Origin of the sequence: Synechococcus sp. LA31 (assembly GCF_018502385.1) — a bacterium.
Classification (GTDB): Bacteria; Cyanobacteriota; Cyanobacteriia; order PCC-6307; family Cyanobiaceae; genus Vulcanococcus.
Genome location: NZ_CP075523.1, coordinates 551,450 through 568,864, shown reverse-complemented (window position 1 = coordinate 568,864; position 17,415 = coordinate 551,450). Strand labels below are relative to the sequence as shown.

Below are 17,415 nucleotides of genomic sequence, written 5' to 3'. Positions count from 1 at the left end.
GATCTGTCGTCGCGATCAGGCGGTGAACAAATCGAGGGGCAGGGGGCCCCAAGTGTCTTCCGCTTCAGGATCAACAGGGTTATGCCCTGTGATCAGAAGACCTTCCCCCAGACCAGTCTCACGCCGCACCAGAAACCGCCCGGTGTTTTGGTTGGCCTTGAGGAACACAGGTCCATCGATGCTGCTGAGGGCTTCACCGGAGGGATCGAACTCCAAGGCCTCCCAGGCCAGAGCTGTTTCCAGCCCGCGCAACGCCGCCACCGCGGCCTCCGCTGAAGCGGCCATCACCCCCACGGTGAACCACTCGCAGCGCTGCAACTGAGACAGCAGCTCTTGGCGCAGGGTCTCGGCATCGGCTGCGCTCAGAGCCGGCGCTGTGCGCAAACCGCGCAGATCGCTCAACGAGCGCAAAGCATCAGCCATGGAAACGAGCAGAACGGTTGGTGCGCTGCTCCCAAACCGTGAAGCCGGCCAGGCAGAAGCTGAGCCACACATAACCCACAGCAGCACCAGCGGCGATGTCAGACAGCCAATGGGCGCGGCAATAGAGCGTGCTTAGCCACACCAGGGCGACCCAACAACTGGAGAGCACGAACAGCGGTTTGCGCAGCTGGGGGTAATGGGCCGAAAGAAGGCAACAGGTGAGGAAATAGAACACCACCGAACCGGCCGCATGACCACTCGGAAAACTGCGGCCGCTGATGTCCTCCAGCAGGCGTCCGCTGGGGCGCCGCCGATCAAAGAGCGGCTTCAGCCAACGGTCCACGATCACCAAGATGCCACCGGTCGCCACCATCAGACACACCAATTCGGCCCAGAAGCGCTTCAGGGCCATGAAGATCAGCACCGCCAGCACCAGCACCGCAGTGAGGTGAACACCACTCATCTGATAGACGCGCAGCAGCAACTCCCCCAGCGCTGGCGGCATGGCCTGATGCACCGCCTCCAGCACGGCTTCATCGAATCGAGGATGACGGATCTCAGCGAGGAGCGGACCACCCCAGGCCAACAGGCCGCTGGCCATCAGGGCAAACCCCAGTCGCCAGGTGCCCAGTGCCTTCAGCCAATCGCGCAGCAGCCGGAGCAGAGCGGCCATCAGGGTTTGCCGAGCTGCTCAAGCTGCTGCACAGGCAGCCGCACCAACCGATGAGCATCGCGGCGGCCCACAGGTGTGCCATCGCCTGGACCGATGCCGAACTCCAGCAGCTCGGCATCGCTGCCGAACAACAACACACTGTCTGAACGTCGCGCCGCCTCATCCAGCGACCGCATGGCCTTACGCGCAGAGGTCACAAACAACACGGGCCGTCCGCTGTAGAACACCACGCTGTAGCGCTTGTAGCCCACCACCAACAGCGGTTCATCGGCACGCCCCTGCTCAGCGGCAAGCCTGGAGAGGGCACGAATCGGCAGCTGTCGCTCTCGATCCACCAGGGGGACAAGCACCGGCAGAACCAGAACCAACACAGCCGCCAACCAACCTGTGTTGGGTAGCCAGAGCCAGGGCAGGCCTCGTGAACCGCGGAGCAGCACGACCACCAGGCCGATGGCGCCTAGAAGCAGCGGCAGCCCCAGCAACCAGGGCAGACCAGAGCCTTTCAGTGCATCAGCGAAGGCGGGATAGGAAGGGTCTTGCTCAATCCATCGCGGCGCCAACACGGCGGCCAGGGCCATCGAGGCCAGCAACAACGCATTGATCCAGCCGCTCAGGCGCATCCCCCACGCCAATGGGGCAGGCGATGGAGCGAGAGGGGCAAACAGCAGTGCCACCAACAGCGCGCCACCAGGCAGGGCCGGCAGGATGTAGCCGGGCAGTTTGGTGGCCGCCGCCGAGAAGAAGGCCACCATCACCACCAGCCAGAGCAGTGCGATCAGCGGTAGGTCGTTGGCCGGGGAGCTCTGGCGCCAGGTTTTCCATCGCCAGACCCGAAGTCGAGCAAAGGCCACCGGCAAAAACAACGACCAGGGCAGCAGCAAGATCGCCACCCAAGGCAGATAGAACCAGGGTGGGCCCGGATGGTCGTAGATCACCGAGGTAAAGCGCTCCACGTTGCTAAAACCCAGGAAACGCCCGAGAAATTCACTGCCATTGGCGGCTGTCGCCATGGCGTACCAAGGTGCTGCCACACCGAGAAAGAGCAGCACCAGCGGAATCCAGGGGGTGGTGCGCAGCTGCTGCAAGAAGGTGCCGTTGAGCGCCCAGAACACCAGCATCACCAAGCCCGGCAGCAACAGACCCACTGGGCCCTTGGCCAGCACCGCGATCCCACAGAACACAGCCAGGGCGATGTAGCCCAAGGGCCGCTGCCAGGGGCGCTGATCGGTGGCGGTGTGGGCCAGCACAAAGCCAAAGAGGGCCAGGCTGATGGCACTGGCCAGAAACATGTCAGTCACCGAGAATCGGCCCCAACCCAACCACCCGGGACTGAGCGCCAACACGGTTGAGCCGAGCAGGGCCCTGCCCAAGCGCTGGTGTGGCTGTTCCTGTGGGGATCCCACCAACACCAGCACGGCAAAGAGGGCAAACACCGTGGCCGTGGCAGCCAGGGCCACCGGCAGCCGTGCCGCCCATTCGCTCACGCCGAACAACCGAAAGCTGAGGGCCACCATCCAGTAGCCCCAAACGGGATAGTCGAAGAAGAGCTCACCGTTCCAGCGCGGGGTGATCCAGTCACCCGTGGTGAGCATCTCGCGGGGGATCTCCACGAACAGCCCCTCGGTCTTATCCATCAGGCCGAGGGAGCCGAGCTCTTGGCCGTAGGCCAAAGCACAGAGGCCAGCCAATGCAGTCAGAGCGAGCAGCAGACTGCGGTGTTCGTCCTGGTCGAGCCAGGTGTGGAGGCGTTGCATGCCGAAAAATTAGGGCGTGTTCCACACGAATCGGCTGCTGGCGGCGTAGTTCCACACGAACACCACCAGGATTCCAGCCAGCTGAGCCCAGAGCGTGTCGGGAGCCACCAGGCTGTAGTAGGCCGAGGCCAGGCCCACATTGGCCAGCACGGGCAGGGAGGCCACCAGCAGAAATTTCACCAGCCCCCGCAACAGGGCCAGGCCCGTCAACCGCTGAAAACGGAAGGTGAGCGCGTTGTTGATCAGATAATTGGAACTGGCCGCTGCCACCACCGCAACGGGCAGCGCCTGCTCAAAGCCGAACCCGGCCAGCATCAACAACTGGGTGACCAGCAACTGCACGGCCACACCACTGAAACCCACCAAGCCGAAGCTGATGGCGCGGCGGGGTAGCACCCGCAGGCTGAGGCTGTGCAGGATCGAAATCAGAAAATCCCAGAAAATCGCCAGATCAAGCTTGGAGCTGCCATAGCTGCGGGGTTGAAAGCTGAGGGGCACCTCTGTTACACGCAAGCGGCCCTGACTCACCGCCAGAAGCTCATAGAGAAATTTGAATCCATTCACATCCACCGCCCGGATGAGAGGCAGCAGCGGTTCAAGCCGCAGAGCAAAGAAACCGCTCATGTAATCGCTGAGCTGGCCATAAGGGCGGGGAAGGCTAAAGCGCGCTGCGGCATTAGCCCAGCTGGAGCCGCGTTGCCGGCGGCCACTGAGCCCGACGATCTCGGCCTCAGAGTGGAAACGACTTCCAACCACAAGCTCCAGATCGCCAGCCAGCAGGGTGTCGAGAGCACGCTGCACTGAAGCCGGCTCATGCTGGCCATCGCTGTCCATCACCAGGGCCAGATCACCGGTGGCATCCAGCAAGCCCTCCTTGATGGCACTGGCCAGGCCGGAGCGCCCCACCCGCCTGATCAATCGCAACCGTGGTTCCGCGTGCGCTAGCTGACGCACCAGCTCAGCTGTGCCATCAGCAGAATCATCGTCTACGACAAGAATTTCGAGACTGTACCTGTGCTGCAGCGGCAATAGTTGCTGCAGCAATGGCTCGATGTTGCCCCGCTCATTGTAGGTGGGCAGAACAATCGAAACCCGTGACTTCATAACGGCTGGCACAAGAAAGCCGGCAGGGGAACCTGCCGGCGAAGGGGGTGAAAGGACGGAATTACTTGATGTATTCCTTGAGCACGCCGTTGCGGTTGGGGTGGCGCAGCTTGCGCAGGGCCTTGGCTTCGATCTGGCGGATGCGCTCGCGGGTCACATCGAAGATCTGACCGATCTCTTCGAGGGTCTTCATGCGGCCATCGTCAAGGCCATAACGCAAGCGCAGCACATCACGCTCACGCGGGCTGAGGGTAGCGAGCACACCCTCGAGGTCTTCGCGCAGAAGATTCTTGGCCACATCCTGCTCGGGATTCTCAATGTCGGCTTCGATGAAGTCGCCGAGGCGGGAATCCTCTTCTTTACCAATTGGTGTTTCCAGGGAGATCGGCAGTTGGGCACTCTTGGCGATGAAACGCAGCTTTTCGATGGTCATTTCCATCGATTCGGCGATCTCCTCCTCCGTGGGCTTGCGGCCAAACTCTTGAGAGAGCGTTTTGGTGGTTTTCTTGATGCGCGAGATGGTCTCGTAGAGGTGCACCGGCAGGCGAATGGTGCGCGACTGATCGGCGATCGCACGGGTGATGGCCTGACGAATCCACCAGGTGGCGTAGGTGGAGAACTTGTAGCCCTTCTCGTGGTCAAACTTCTCGGCTGCGCGAATCAAACCGAGAGACCCTTCCTGGATCAGATCCTGGAAGCTCAGGCCACGATTCATGTATTTCTTGGCGATCGACACCACCAAGCGCAGGTTGGACTGAACCATCTTTTCCTTGGCCCGCCGACCGAGCATCAGGCGACGACGGAACTTGATCAGAGGCATATCCACCAGAACCGCCCACTCCTTGGTGTCGGGGTAGTGGCCGTGGTCGATCTCGAATTGAGCGGCAAGCTCTTCGAGCTGAAGAAGATCAGCGATCTTGCGAGCCAGCTCAATCTCCTCATCGGGTCGCAGCAGGCGAATCCGGCCGATCTCCTGCAGGTAAACCCGAATCGAGTCTTCGGTGTAAACACCCTTGGGACCCACTTTGATGCTGGCCAGAGCCTTGGCGCTCTTGGCCTCCTTTTCAGCAGCCTTGGCATCAGCGGGCTTACTGCCCGCCGCTGCCAAGAGTTGATCGGCAGCAGCATCGAGATCAGCCGGGGCGCCAGCCTTGGCCGTTGTCTTCGCAGCAGCCTTGGTTCCGGTGGCTTTGGCTTTCGCTTTTGGCGCTGCTTTCGCTTTGGGTGCGGCCTTGCTCTTAGCGGCGGTCTTGGCCTTGGTTGGGGTCACCTTGTTCGCCGCCGCAGCGGCACCATCACCCGCTTCAACCTTGGCCTTGCTGCGCGTTGCCTTGGGCTTGACCTTCGCCACGCTGATGGCTTCACCGGAGGCATTGGCAACCATCAGGATTTCAGGCTTGGCTGCCTTGGCGGCAGTGGCCTTTGCAGCAGTGGCCTTGGTTGTGGTGGCTTTCGTTGTGGTGGCTTTGGACGCAGCGGCAGGACTCATCGGAGCAGGGGAGGACAGGGCGGACGACAGCAATCAGCAACGTTGCATGAACGACGAAGCACGGGCCCCGAAAGGCAGCGGCAAGGCGACGATCAAAGGCAACAGAGGGACAAACACTCAGCCTGGTGCTCTCAACGGGTTTGACCGGTTGCGCCAACGAACGCAAGCGTTCGGACGGAACAGGTCATCAGGTACAGGGTTGGAGCAAGCAGGGAGGGCGAAGCCCTGGTATGGATACGGTTGGCAGGTCTGAAACGGAACGGGTGGGCCAAAGCCCAGGCAACGCTGTCAGGGGTGGTCGCAGATCGGGTGCACAGGTTCAACGCCTGGCATGCCTCAGATCTTCCCGCTGGACGGAACTTTGCCGGGTTCCGACTACAGCCCATCGGACTGCTCAACAATCACATCCTAAGAAATGGCTGACGGCTCCGCAAGGTTGAGCGAGAGTCTGTTGAGTGACCGCCATGGCTTGAGCCCCGAGCAGACCCGCCAACCAGCACCCTGGCTGCAGGTGTGGCTGGAGGCTGGTCGTGAAGGACAGGTCTTCACCTACAGCAACCCCGATGGGTTGGAGCTCGGCCACGGAGATCTCGTACAACTACGGCTGAGGGGCCAACGCCACAGCGGCCTGGTGGTGGACCTGCTCAGCAGCCCCCCTGCCGACATCCCCCCCGAGAAGCTCCAACCGATCGAGTCGGTGCTCCAGCGAGCAGCTGTGGATCCCCACTGGCAGCATCTGATCGAAGCCGTTGCGACAAGCTGCCGCACCAGCCTGTTCCGCACGCTCAAAGCGGCGCTACCGCCTGGATGGCTCGGACAGCGCCGCAGCGGCAAAGCCAGCCGGGGCCGGCAGAAGCTCTGGTTGCAGCTCACCGCCACCGGCAGCAGTTGTGAGCTGAGCCACCTCACGCCACCTCAGGGGCGCCTGCTCGAGCTGCTACGCCTAAGCGCTGGTGCCGGCTGGCAGAGCGAGGTTCTAAGCGCGGCCTCGGTTGGGCGCAGCGTGGCGGATGGTTTGGTCAAACGCGATCTGCTGAAGCGTGAGCAACGCCCTTTTAGCGGAGGAGTTTCAGCAGCAAGCGGAACAACCCTGGAGGCACCCAAGTTGCTCACCGCCGAGCAACAGGCGGCGGTGAGCGCCATCGAACAAGCCGCGACCGGAGCGCAGCTGCTGCTGTGGGGGGTGACGGGGGCCGGCAAAACCGAGGTGTATCTCCAAGCGGCAGCCCATCAACTGGAGCAGGGCAAGGCGGTGTTGCTGCTCACGCCGGAAATCGGTCTAATCCCCCAGTTGCTTGATCGATGCCGCCGCCGCTTCGGTGAACGAGTGGTGGAGTATCACTCCGGCTGCAGCGACGGCCAACGCATCGATGGCTGGCGCCGCTGCCTGGCTGGTACTGAACCGCTGCTGGTGGTGGGTACCCGCTCAGCTGTGTTTCTACCGCTTCCCCATCTGGGGTTGATCGTGCTGGATGAGGAGCACGACCGCTCCTACAAACAAGACAGCCCCATGCCCTGCTATCACGCCCGCGAGGTGGCCGCCCTGCGCGCGGGCTTGAGCGGTGCCCGATTGGTGCTAGGTTCGGCCACCCCAAGCCTGGAAACCTGGCTGGCCTGTCAAGACGGCAGCCCCAGCTCAGGCCTGCTTCGGTTAGCGCAGCGCATCGGCGGGCGCTCCCTGCCGCCGGTGCACGTCGTGGATATGCGCCAGGAGCTGGCGGAGGGGCACCGGCGTCTGGTGAGCCGGCCCTTGATGGAGCGGCTGGAGGGGCTGGCCGGCAACGGAGGTCAGGCAGTGGTGCTGGTGCCGCGGCGGGGCTACAGCAGTTTTCTGAGCTGCCGCAGCTGCGGTGACGTGGTGCAGTGCCCTTACTGCGATGTAGCCCTCACCGTGCATCGCCAGCGTGAGCGCGCCTGGCTGCGCTGCCACTGGTGCGACCACCGAGCCGACATCAGCCAGCGCTGCAATGCCTGCGGCTCCACAGCCTTCAAGCCCTTCGGTGCCGGCACCCAGCAGGTGCTTGAGCATCTCCAGCAGGAGCTGGAAGGATTGCGATTGCTGCGCTTCGACCGTGACACCACCCGCGGGCGCCACGGGCATCGGCTGCTGCTGGAGCGCTTTGCCAACGGCGAAGCTGATGTGCTGGTGGGCACCCAGATGCTGGCCAAGGGCATGGATCTGCCCCGGGTGACCCTCGCCGCAGTCCTAGCCGCCGATGGGCTGCTGCACCGCCCGGATCTGCGAGCCGCCGAAGAATGCATGCAGCTGCTCCTGCAACTGGCAGGGCGCGCAGGCCGGGGTGAGCAGCCCGGGGAGGTGCTGGTGCAGACCTACAGCCCCGAGCACCGGGTGATTCGCCATCTGGTGGATGGACGCTACGAAGGGTTTCTGCAGGAGGAGCTGGCCGAACGCCGCTCGGCCGCGTTGGTGCCCTTCAGCCGCGCATGTCTTTTACGGCTGGCAGGTCCCTCCGCCAGCCGCACAGCCACCGCTGCCGCGCTGCTGGCTGAACACATCCGTCCGCAGGCGGAGGCGATCGGCTGGTTGATCATCGGACCGGCACCGGCACCGGTGGCTCGGGTGGCCGGCAACAGCCGTTGGCAGCTGCTGCTCCACGGTCCCGCAGGCGCTGAGGTCCCCGTGCCGATGGAGAGCGAACTGCGGGCGCTGCTTCCGCGTGATGTGTCGCTGGCGATCGATCCCGATCCGCTGGAACTTTGAGCTAAGCCGGCAGCTGGGGTGGCCCAAACCCAGCCGCCAGCTTGAGGCGCTGCAGCAGGGCCACCAGGGCCAGCAGCAACCCAATCAGCAGCGCCCCCACCCCTAAGCGGCTCCAGCGCCAGCACGTGAAATCCAATTGATTCATCGCTCCAGGCTGTAGACGCCAGACCAGCGCGCTGGAGTTGTCCTGGCTTGAGCGCTTCACCTGAACCGGCAGCGGCTCAGCCCGGCGCACGGCCCGCTGCGGCAGCGGCTCGAGCGACAGGCTGAGCTGCAGCCCGGGGAGCGGCTGAAGGCCACGCAGATCGAGGCTGCAGTGGAACCGCTGCCGCACGCCGAGCAGCCAGTTGTGCTCGATCAGGGCAAAGTCAGGATCGGGGAGGTCCACAGCGGCCAAGGCCGCACCCTGCTTAACGCTGGCCGCAAGCAAGTCGAGGGCTTGCCGGGCTGGCAGAGCAGGGGCCCTCAGCTGGAGCTCGCCATGATTCTGACGCTGCTTCCAGACGGAACCCTGCAGGTCGGCGGCCAGCTGGCGCTGCCATGGCAGGGGGCTGCCGGTGCTGGATTGGCTGCTCTGGGTGATCTGAAGTCGGCCCGGGGCCGTGAAGCGCAGGGAGGTCTCCAGGTCGACGCATCCTCCGAGAAGCGCGGTGATCAACAGCAAAGCCAAGGCCACCAGGGCAAAGCCCCACGGGGCCGTGGTGGGACCGGTGGGTGGCGCCGGCGGAGGCGGTGCGATTGCCCGCCGCCTCCGCCTGGCAAGAACCTGCGCTTGACCCTCGAGCGGCTGCACCTCGGCGAGGCTTGGCAAGGTCATCGACCACTCCCGCGGACGCTCGAGGGCTGGGGCATCCAGCACCTCCTGGAGATCTTTGGCCTGGGCGCGCAAACCGGCATCGCGACAGACCCGCAGACTGCGGCAGGTGGCCGCTGCAGCGGCGCTGTTGCCCTGGCCCATCTGGGCAGTGGCCAACATCAGCCGCAGCTGCCCGCCAAGGGGCGTGCTGGCAGGGTGCTGCTCGAGCAGCGGAGCCAACAGCTGCTGGCAGCGGCCGTAATCCCCCCGGTCCAGGGCCTGGCGCGCGGGTTCGCTCAGCGCCTCCGGGGAATCGTTCTCAGGCTGCAGCACGGGCTCGCTAACGCGACACAGAACTGCCCACCACCATGGTGCCGATGCCGGCATCGGTGAACACCTCAAGCAGCAGGGCGTGGGAGGTGCGGCCATCCACGATGTGTGCCGCCGATACGCCCTGAGCTAGGGCGCGGATGCAGCATTCGGTTTTCGGGGTCATGCCACCGGCCACCACACCGCTGGCAATCAAACCGCGAGCCTCAGAGAGGGTGACCGAGCGGATCAGTGACTCGGGATCTTCCCGGTTCTGGAGGATCCCTGGGGTATCGGTGAGCAGGATCAGCTTTTCAGCCTGAAGCGCTGCGGCCAGTTCGCCAGCCACCGTATCGGCGTTGATGTTGTGGGCCTGCCCCTCGGCATCGGCCGCCACCGAAGAGATCACCGGGATATAGCCCGCATCAAGCAGAGGGAACAGCACGGAGGGATCCACTGCTGCCACATCACCCACCAGCCCGTTGCTGCCATCGCCATAGGTGCGGGCCCGCACCAGGGATCCATCGCTGCCGCACAAGCCCACTGCCCTGGCACCGAGGCGATTGAGGCCGTTCACGATCTGCTTGTTCACACGTCCCACCAGCACCATCTCCACCACGTCCATGGTTTCGGGGGTGGTGACCCGCAGACCATTGCGGAACTGGGGCTCGATATTCAGTCGACCGAGCCAGTCGTTGATCTCAGGGCCACCGCCGTGCACCACAACCGGCTTCACGCCCACCGAAGCCAGCAACACCAGATCGCGATAGACCGCATCGCGTAGGTCGGCACGCACCATGGCCGCGCCGCCGTACTTCACCACCACCCTGCGGCCAGCGAAGCGCTGGATGTAGGGCAAGGCTTCGCTCAAAACCGACACCCTCAGGGCGTCGCTGCGATCGTGATCGACAGACATGGACATGATCAGGCGGGCTGAACCGGCAGCAGCTCCAGCAGCAACACACCACTGGCGGGCTGGCTGAGACGGGCCTCGAGACCCTTGGCGAAGAAGCGACCGAGGCGATCCTGTTTCTCCTGCCAGCGCTCGAAGGGAACCCCCTCGGTGCGGAAGCGCAGGGCCAACCCGTATTGACCATGCAGAGCCACCTCACCCACGCTTTCCAGCTGGGGGGGTGCGTCGTCGTCCCAGAGCTTGAGGGCCTCGAGGGAACTCTCCAGGTGAGCCTTCTGGCCATAGCGCCAGCGGGTCACATCCTTCACCAATTTGCGCAGGGTCTGGCTGGCGGGCTGATCGCGCAGGGCCACAGCGTCTGGCTCAGCAGGCAGCAGTTCAGCAGGCGGCAACTCCGACGACTTGAGCGCCAGACCCCCGAGAAGAATCGGGATGCCGTAGAAAATTGTTGGCAGGCTGAGGTTGGGGTTGCCGGTGGCGTACCCGACCCAACCGATGACCGAGAGAGAGGCCCCAGCAATCGTGACTAGGCTGCCAGGGGAAGCGATGGAGAGCATGGCGTCATCTTCGGTCAGCGGCGACCCCAGCGACGACTTGAGCGCAGGCCCGATCGCAGAAGGCACCACCGCCGAGCTGGTGGAGAAACTACGAGCTGATCGCCTCTGGCTGCTGCAACAGATCGATGGCGGCCGCTGGCCAGAGCTGCGGCTGGATCTGGCCGCGCTCGAGCGGGAGCTGGGCCAAGTGCTGGAGCAGGCCCAGGACAAGCTCCAGCTGGAGGCAGAGCCCAACGCCTGACGTCACCACTGCCTGAGGTCACGACTGCCTGAGGTCACGACTGAATTCAGAAGGGAATCTCGTCTTCACCCTCGGGCAGATCGGGTACCAGGGGGGATGCGTTCCAGGCTGGCGGCGCAGACGCCGGGGCAGGGGCAGGCGCTGCAGCTTGGGCAGAGCGTGGGGCGGCAGAGCGCGTCGGAGCGGGGGCAGAAGCGCGCGCCGGCATGGGGGATCCGGACACAGGGCCACTGGCCCCGGCTCCGATCGGATGCAAACGCGAGAGCGTGAACTCGGCCCGCTTCTCCTTCACCCCGTCCTGGCGGGTCACGGTGTTCATGCGCAGCCGGCCTTCCACCATCAGGCGCTGGCCAACCTGCACGCGGTTCTGCAGGTCTTGCGCGAGGCTTCCCCAGCCCACCACCTTGAGCTGACCCGGCGGATCATCGGGTCTCAGCCCATCGAACTGCACCGCCATCTCCGCCACCGGAGTTTGGTTGTCCTGGGTGTAGCGCACCTGGGGCGCCTCCAGCACCTCCACCTCCAGCAAGCAATGGTTCACGGCAGTGTTCATGGGCAAGGGGCCACATCCTGCCAGGGGCCGCTGCAGGCAGCACCATTGATCTGGCTGTTTGCCGGAACCGCTGAAGGCCCCCCCCTTGTGGAGGCCCTGCTCAAGCGGGGCTGGCGGGTGCAGTTGAGCGTGGTCACCGCAGCAGCGGCACGGGCCTATCCAGACCAGCAGGGGCTCTCAATCCGCGTAGGAGCCTGCAGCAATGACGTTGCCCTGACCCAGGAGCTGCGCGAGCAGGCCCCGCGTTGGGTGGTGGATGCCACCCATCCCTTCGCCGTTGTGATCACTGAGCGACTGCAACGGCTCTGCCGCCAGCTTGATCAGCCGCTGATCCAAATCGATCGGCGTCAGCCAGCGGAGCCTCTGCCTGGCGAGCAGCTTCAGCTGATCGGTGGCGTGGAGGATCTGGGCCGGTTGGCTCTGCATGGCGAGCGCCTACTGCTGGCTATCGGCGCCCGCCAACTCCAAGCCGCGATCGAAGCCACGTGCGGTTGCCGCCATTTCGCCCGGGTGCTTGATCAGCCCGCCAGCCTCCAGGCAGCTCGTCGAGCGGGCCTTGCGGATGAACAGATTGCCTGCCTGCGGCCAGATGCCACGGGAGCTGGCCTGTTGGAGCAAGCACTCTGCCGCCGCTGGACGATCAGCCTGGTGCTCTGCCGCCAAGGGGGCGGGCGCAGCGAGGCACTGTGGCGGCGCGTGTGTCAGCAGTTGGGTTTACCCCTGCTGTTGATGCGCCGCCCTGAATCAAGCGGGGGCTTGTCCATGCCTGCCCTGCTGGAGATGCTGGGGCATCCCTGAGCTCCCAATGGCCGCAGCCCTGCTCGCCCTCACCACCGAAGCCAGCCGCGCCCAGGCTGAACAGCTGGCCGAGCTGCTCCTGGAGAGGCACTTGGCGTGCTGCGTGGCTTTGAAGGAGGTGGAATCGCTCTACCGCTGGAAAGGGCAGCTGGAGCGAAGCCATGAGGTGCAGCTCCTGATCAAGAGCGACCCCTGCTGCGCAGCTGCCCTGGAGCAAGCGGTGCGGGAGCTACACAGTTACACCACTCCACAATGGCTCACGTGGTGCGCCGAAGCCAGCGCTGATTACGCCGCCTGGCTGAGCGAATGCTGCGCCACCAGCTCACGCAAATCCACCTGAGACCGAGGCCCAAGCTGGGTCACCACCTGGCCGGCGCATAGAGAAGCCAAGCGGCCGCATGCGTCTACGTCCATGCCCTGCGTGTGGCCATGCAGGAAACCGGCCGCGTAGAGATCACCAGCACCTGTGGTATCGACCAGGGGGCCGAGCTTGTACGGCTCGATGTGATGGGTGCCGCTGCCATTCAGGATCACCGAGCCAGACTCGCTGCGGGTGAGGGCGGCGATGCGGCAACGCCCGCGCACCTGCTCGGCGGCCTCATCGAAGCTGTTGGCTTTGTAGAGGGAGGTGATCTCCATCTCGTTGGCAAACAGGATGTCCACATGGCCATCCACCAGCAGCTGGAAGCTGTCGCGGTGACGCTCCACGCAAAAGGCATCCGAGAGGCTCAGCGCCACTTCGGCACCATGGGCCCGGGCCACCTCGGCCGCGGCAATGAAGGCACGCTTGGCCTCATCGCTATCCCAGAGATAACCCTCCAGATACAGCACCTTGGCCTGGGCCACCATCTCCAGATCAAGATCACTGGGGTCAAGGCCCACAGAAGCCCCCAGATACGTGCACATCGTGCGCTGAGCGTCTGGGGTAACGAAGATCAGGCAACGGGCGGTTGAAGGGCCGTCGGTCGCGGCTGGTGTGTCAAAACGGGCGCCGACGGAGCGGATGTCATGGGCAAAGATGCCGCCCAACTGGTCATTGCGCACCCGACCAATGAACCCGGCACGGCCACCCAGTTGAGCAATACCCGCGAGGGTATTGGCCGCTGAACCGCCGGAGGTTTCCAGGCCTGGGCCAACGCTGGCGTAGAGACGCTCTGCCTGGTTCTCATCGACCAGGGCCATGGTGCCCTTGGTGAGCTCCAGGTTGTCGAGCTGATCGTCGTCGGCGTGCACGAGCACATCAACGATGGCGTTGCCGATGCCGACAACATCAAGGATTTTGGTGGAGGCCATCGGAATGATCAGCGGCTGAGCAGAGCCCGCTTGGGCCCATGGATGGGATCCTCCACCACGATTGTCTGATCACGGTCGGCACCAAGCGACACGATCGCGATCGGGACCTCCATCAGCTCAGCGAGGAAGCGCAAATAACTCATGGCGGTGGGAGGGAGATCCTCCAGGGTGCGGCAGTCGGCCGTGGAGGTCTGCCAGCCGGGCAGGGTTTCGAAGATCGGCTTGCAGCGGGCAAAGGCTTCGGCAGAGCTTGGGAAGTGTTCAATCCGCTGGCCATCAAGTTCGTAGGCCACGCACACCTGGATCTCATCGAGTTCATCGAGCACGTCCAGTTTGGTAATCGCCAGGCAATCGAGGCCGTTGACCTCCACGGCGTAACGGCCGATCACGCCATCGAACCAGCCGCAGCGACGGCGGCGCCCCGTGGTAGTGCCATATTCCCCGCCCCGGTCACAGAGGTGGTCGTTGAGACTTCCCTCGAGCTCAGTAGGGAAGGGACCCTCTCCAACACGCGTGGTGTAAGCCTTGGCCACACCGATCACGCGGTCGATCAGGGTGGGACCCACGCCGGCGCCGATGCAGGCACCACCACTCACCGGGTTGGAGGAGGTGACGTAGGGATAGGTGCCGTGGTCAAGATCCAGCAAGGTGCCCTGGGCACCTTCAAACAGGATGTTTTGGCGCGCCCGGGCCGCTTCGTGGATGGCACGGGTGCAATCGACGACGTGGGGGGCCAACCGCTGGCCATAGGCCACGTATTCAGCCACCACCGCCTCGAAATCGAGGGGTTCTAGGCCGTAAAGCTTTTGGAGAGTCTCGTTCTTCTCGGCGAGGGGGCCAGCTAAACGATCCCGCAAGCGCTCTTCATCGAGAATGTCGATGATGCGAATGCCGTTGCGTTGGGATTTATCGGCATAGGTCGGACCGATGCCACGGCCCGTGGTGCCGATGCGTCTGTCGCCACGCTGCTTCTCCATCGCCTGATCCAGCAGGCGGTGGTACGGCATGGTCACGTGGGCGGTGGAGGCCAGCCGTAGGCCGTCAATGGCAATGCCGTTATCGGCAAGCATGTCGAGCTCGCCGATCATCACCTTCGGATCCACCACAGTGCCCGAACCGATCAGGCAAACCGTGTCGGGGTAGAGGATGCCGGATGGGATCAGGTGCAGCTTGAGCACCTTGTCGTCCACCACGATCGTGTGACCGGCATTCACACCACCCTGGTAACGCACCACCACATCGGCAGAGCGGCTCAGGAGATCAGTGATCTTGCCCTTCCCCTCGTCACCCCACTGCGCACCGATGACGACGACGTTGGCCAAGGAAACAGCGGCCCGCAGCCGCTTCTAAGCACAAACAAAGAGGATCTCAGATCAAGCGGCCCTCCGTCAAAGTCAAGGCACCAGCTGCTGCTTTACGACACAAAAAAGGCGGCCCAGAGGCCGCCGAGAGCATGATGCCGCCGGACCAATCAGGCGCCGCGTACCACACCGGTTTCAGCTTTCTTGAGCTCCTTCGACACCCGCTCCCGCAGTGCATCGGGCAGCGGACGGTTGGGGTAGTTGGCGTAGTGACCTGCCAGGGAATTGAGAGCGGTCTGCATGGTCGTAAACGATGCCAGGCCATTCACCTGGGGGCGCGGACGGTAGCGGGCCGTGTAGTCATTAATCAGCGAACGCGCCTCAGTTTCCGCCTCGGAACGGCCAGGATCATCCGATGGGAGAGCCATCGTGGCGAGCAAGGTGTCCGCAACGGCAACGGTGTCTTCCACGTAATTGCCCGTGAGGGGCCCACCGCTGCCGGAGCAGGCGGTGAGCATCAACGACAGGCAGAGACAAACCGCAAGGACGGCTGCTTTGAGGTGACGCCAACCAGCCGCCATGGTGTTCCTGCAAGGGTTGGGCGGATCCTATGGCGTCAGGCCGTGACGAATCCGGCCCGTTCACGCTCCAAGTGCGCCAGCAGCTGCGGCAGCACGGCCGCGGCAGCGAGATCGGTGCGCTCGCCGCCAGCGCGTTGCACCAGCTCCACCAGGCCATCTGCAGCGCCACGCCCCACCACGACGCGCCAGGGCACTCCAAGCAGATCAGCATCTTTGAATTTCACCCCGGCGCGCTCACTGCGGTCGTCCAGCAGGGCATCAATGCCAGCGGCCATCAGGTCGTGATACAGCTGCTCACCCAGTTGCCGTTGCTGCTCATCAGACACATTGGCAATCACCACGATCACCTCATACGGAGCAATGGCCGTCGGCCAGCAGATGCCGTTGGCGTCATGGTGCTGCTCCACAGCCGCCTGAGCCAGACGGGAGACGCCGATGCCGTAGCAGCCCATCCAGAGGGGCTCTTCCTGGCCAGCCTCGTTGGTGAATGTGGCCTCGAGGGCCTCGGAGTACTTGCGGCCCAGCTGAAAGATGTGGCCCACCTCGATGCCACGGCTGGCCTGCAACTGCTGACTGGGGTCATGCAGGCAGTGATCGCCGGGCTGGGCAGCCCGCAGGTCGAGAGCCTCCGGAGCCGGACAGAGCTCGCCCCAGCAGGCTCCCACCAGATGGGCATCGGGACTGTTGGCGCCGCACACAAAAGCCTCTAGATCAATAGCCGTGGCATCGGCCAGGCGCAGGAAACGGGGCTGCCAACTGGGGGAGCCCTCGAGCACAACGTCAGGGAGGTGCGGCCCGGTGAAACCGAAGGGAATAGCCGCATCAGCCGAGAGGGGAGCGATCTCGAGCAGGCTGCCGTGCTCGGTGCTGCAGCGAGCCGACACCGCATTGGCGAGCTTCACCTCATTGAGCTGTTGATCGCCGCGCAAACTCACCAGCAAGGGCTGCTGACAGCCATCTTCAAAACGGGCCAGCAGCAGCAGCACCTTCACGGTCTGGCTGGGCTGAAAACCATGGGCCGAGCACAGCTGCTCGATGCTGCTCTGGCCGGGCGTGGCGAGGCGGTCACCGAGGCCGCCGCTGCGACGTCCGCCGGCAAGGGGCTCGGCCTCGGCAGGTCGAGAGACCGCCCGTTCCTGGTTGGCGGCATAGCGACCATCCCCACTGGCCAGGATCAGATCTTCTCCGGCATCGGCCGTCACCATGAATTCCTGGCTGGCGAAGCCACCGATCGCGCCGCTATCTGCCTCCACCGCCACAGCCCGCAGCCCGCAACGGCTGAAGATGCGGCGATAGGCCTGATCCATGGCCGCATAGGTCTGCTTCAGGCAGGCCTCATCGGCATGAAAGGAGTAGGCGTCCTTCATGATGAATTCGCGCCCCCGCATCAGGCCGAAGCGAGGCCGGATCTCATCACGAAATTTGGTCTGGATTTGATAGAGGTTCACCGGCAGCTGCCGGTAGGAGCGCAGTAGATCTGCGGCCAAAGCGGTGATCACCTCCTCGTGGGTGGGGCCTAGGCCCAGCTCTCGGCCCTGGCGATCCTCGAGATGAAACATGATGCCTTCGCCGGCGGTGTATCCGGCCCAGCGACCACTCCGCTGCCAGAGCTCGGCTGGCTGCAACTGGGGCAACAGCGTTTCCAACGCCCCGGCTCCATTGAGCTCCTCGCGCACGATCGCCGAGATCTTCTGCAGCACGCGCCACAGCAGCGGCAGGTAGGCGTAGATGCCGCTGCCCACCCGGCGGATATAGCCGGCGCGCAGCAACAGCTTGTGGGAAGAGATCTCGGCTTCAGCGGGGTCATCCCGCAACGTCACCAGCATGAGGCGGGAGACGCGCATGGGATGCTCAGCAGAGAGGAGGCCGGAAGCTACCACCGTGCTCCCTCAATAGCCGGATCCAGAA

Annotated in this window: 17 protein-coding genes; 4 read left to right on the top strand and 13 right to left on the bottom strand. The window is 64.1% G+C overall.

Annotated elements, in window-relative coordinates; translation table 11 throughout:
- Nucleotides 1–15: 15 nt before the first annotated feature.
- From KJJ24_RS03055 to rpoD, 5 genes are all read right to left on the bottom strand, one after another.
- Entirely contained in the window at nucleotides 16–423 is a 408-nt protein-coding gene (locus KJJ24_RS03055; protein ID WP_214340904.1) for a DUF1824 family protein, read from the bottom strand.
- A complete protein-coding gene (locus KJJ24_RS03050) occupies nucleotides 416–1,096 on the bottom strand; it encodes a phosphatase PAP2 family protein (protein WP_214340901.1) in 681 nt (226 codons plus the stop codon). Before KJJ24_RS03050 ends, KJJ24_RS03055 begins: the two co-directional genes overlap by 8 nt.
- Nucleotides 1,096–2,850 (bottom strand): glycosyltransferase family 39 protein, encoded by a 1,755-nt coding sequence (locus KJJ24_RS03045; protein WP_214340897.1) that lies wholly within the window; start codon nucleotides 2,848–2,850, stop codon nucleotides 1,096–1,098. Before KJJ24_RS03045 ends, KJJ24_RS03050 begins: the two co-directional genes overlap by 1 nt.
- A 9-nt stretch (nucleotides 2,851–2,859) precedes the next feature.
- Nucleotides 2,860–3,954: a glycosyltransferase family 2 protein gene (locus tag KJJ24_RS03040; RefSeq protein WP_214340894.1), complete on the bottom strand. Its 1,095-nt coding sequence runs from the start codon at nucleotides 3,952–3,954 to the stop codon at nucleotides 2,860–2,862.
- 61 nt (nucleotides 3,955–4,015) lie between these two features.
- The gene (gene rpoD / locus KJJ24_RS03035) at nucleotides 4,016–5,443 is read right to left on the bottom strand and encodes an RNA polymerase sigma factor RpoD (RefSeq protein WP_371811766.1); all 1,428 of its coding nucleotides are present in this window, start codon (nucleotides 5,441–5,443) and stop codon (nucleotides 4,016–4,018) included.
- 469 nt (nucleotides 5,444–5,912) lie between these two features.
- Here rpoD and priA point away from each other — a divergent pair, with 469 nt between their 5' ends.
- A complete protein-coding gene (gene priA, locus KJJ24_RS03030; RefSeq protein ID WP_250544984.1) occupies nucleotides 5,913–8,165 on the top strand; it encodes a primosomal protein N' in 2,253 nt (750 codons plus the stop codon).
- Nucleotide 8,166: 1 nt separating this feature from the next.
- On the opposite strand, the gene KJJ24_RS03025 is transcribed toward priA, so the two are convergent.
- From KJJ24_RS03025 to KJJ24_RS03015, 3 genes are read right to left on the bottom strand one after another with little or no spacing between them, the layout of a single operon-like run.
- Nucleotides 8,167–9,294, bottom strand: a complete 1,128-nt coding sequence (locus tag KJJ24_RS03025) for a DUF3153 domain-containing protein (RefSeq protein WP_214340890.1) — start codon at nucleotides 9,292–9,294, stop codon at nucleotides 8,167–8,169.
- A gap of 7 nt (nucleotides 9,295–9,301) precedes the next feature.
- Nucleotides 9,302–10,186, bottom strand: a complete 885-nt coding sequence (argB, locus tag KJJ24_RS03020) for an acetylglutamate kinase (RefSeq protein ID WP_214340887.1) — start codon at nucleotides 10,184–10,186, stop codon at nucleotides 9,302–9,304.
- Nucleotides 10,187–10,194: 8 nt separating this feature from the next.
- Nucleotides 10,195–10,740: a DUF2854 domain-containing protein gene (locus KJJ24_RS03015; RefSeq protein ID WP_214340884.1), complete on the bottom strand. Its 546-nt coding sequence runs from the start codon at nucleotides 10,738–10,740 to the stop codon at nucleotides 10,195–10,197.
- On the opposite strand from KJJ24_RS03015, the gene KJJ24_RS03010 reads away from it, so the two are divergent.
- The gene (locus KJJ24_RS03010; protein WP_371811765.1) at nucleotides 10,739–10,981 is read left to right on the top strand and encodes a hypothetical protein; all 243 of its coding nucleotides are present in this window, start codon (nucleotides 10,739–10,741) and stop codon (nucleotides 10,979–10,981) included. The genes KJJ24_RS03015 and KJJ24_RS03010 overlap by 2 nt on opposite strands.
- Nucleotides 10,982–11,027: 46 nt before the next feature.
- Here the strand turns inward: KJJ24_RS03010 and KJJ24_RS03005 are convergent, their stop codons facing one another.
- Complete coding sequence (locus KJJ24_RS03005; RefSeq protein WP_214343205.1) at nucleotides 11,028–11,522, bottom strand: single-stranded DNA-binding protein; 495 nt, start codon at nucleotides 11,520–11,522, stop codon at nucleotides 11,028–11,030.
- A gap of 57 nt (nucleotides 11,523–11,579) precedes the next feature.
- Here KJJ24_RS03005 and KJJ24_RS03000 point away from each other — a divergent pair, with 57 nt between their 5' ends.
- Nucleotides 11,580–12,332 (top strand): precorrin-6A/cobalt-precorrin-6A reductase, encoded by a 753-nt coding sequence (locus KJJ24_RS03000; RefSeq protein WP_214340879.1) that lies wholly within the window; start codon nucleotides 11,580–11,582, stop codon nucleotides 12,330–12,332.
- A 7-nt stretch (nucleotides 12,333–12,339) separates the two neighbouring features.
- On the top strand, nucleotides 12,340–12,672 hold the full coding sequence (gene cutA, locus KJJ24_RS02995) for a divalent-cation tolerance protein CutA (RefSeq protein ID WP_214340876.1): 333 nt from the start codon (nucleotides 12,340–12,342) through the stop codon (nucleotides 12,670–12,672).
- Here cutA and KJJ24_RS02990 read toward each other — a convergent pair.
- The 4 genes from KJJ24_RS02990 to KJJ24_RS02975 all read right to left on the bottom strand — a co-directional run bounded on the left by KJJ24_RS02990 (nucleotide 12,618) and on the right by KJJ24_RS02975 (nucleotide 17,351).
- Nucleotides 12,618–13,625 carry an adenosine kinase gene (locus KJJ24_RS02990; protein ID WP_214340873.1) on the bottom strand — a complete coding sequence of 336 codons (1,008 nt, stop codon included), beginning with the start codon at nucleotides 13,623–13,625 and terminating at the stop codon, nucleotides 12,618–12,620. The genes cutA and KJJ24_RS02990 overlap by 55 nt on opposite strands.
- 8 nt (nucleotides 13,626–13,633) lie before the next feature.
- On the bottom strand, nucleotides 13,634–14,947 hold the full coding sequence (locus tag KJJ24_RS02985) for an adenylosuccinate synthase (RefSeq protein WP_214340870.1): 1,314 nt from the start codon (nucleotides 14,945–14,947) through the stop codon (nucleotides 13,634–13,636).
- A 149-nt stretch (nucleotides 14,948–15,096) separates the two neighbouring features.
- Nucleotides 15,097–15,507, bottom strand: coding sequence for a photosystem II protein Psb27 (psb27, locus tag KJJ24_RS02980; RefSeq protein ID WP_214340868.1), 411 nt, complete (start codon nucleotides 15,505–15,507; stop codon nucleotides 15,097–15,099).
- A 35-nt stretch (nucleotides 15,508–15,542) separates the two neighbouring features.
- Nucleotides 15,543–17,351, bottom strand: a complete 1,809-nt coding sequence (locus KJJ24_RS02975) for a proline--tRNA ligase (RefSeq protein WP_214340866.1) — start codon at nucleotides 17,349–17,351, stop codon at nucleotides 15,543–15,545.
- Nucleotides 17,352–17,415 lie beyond the last annotated feature (64 nt).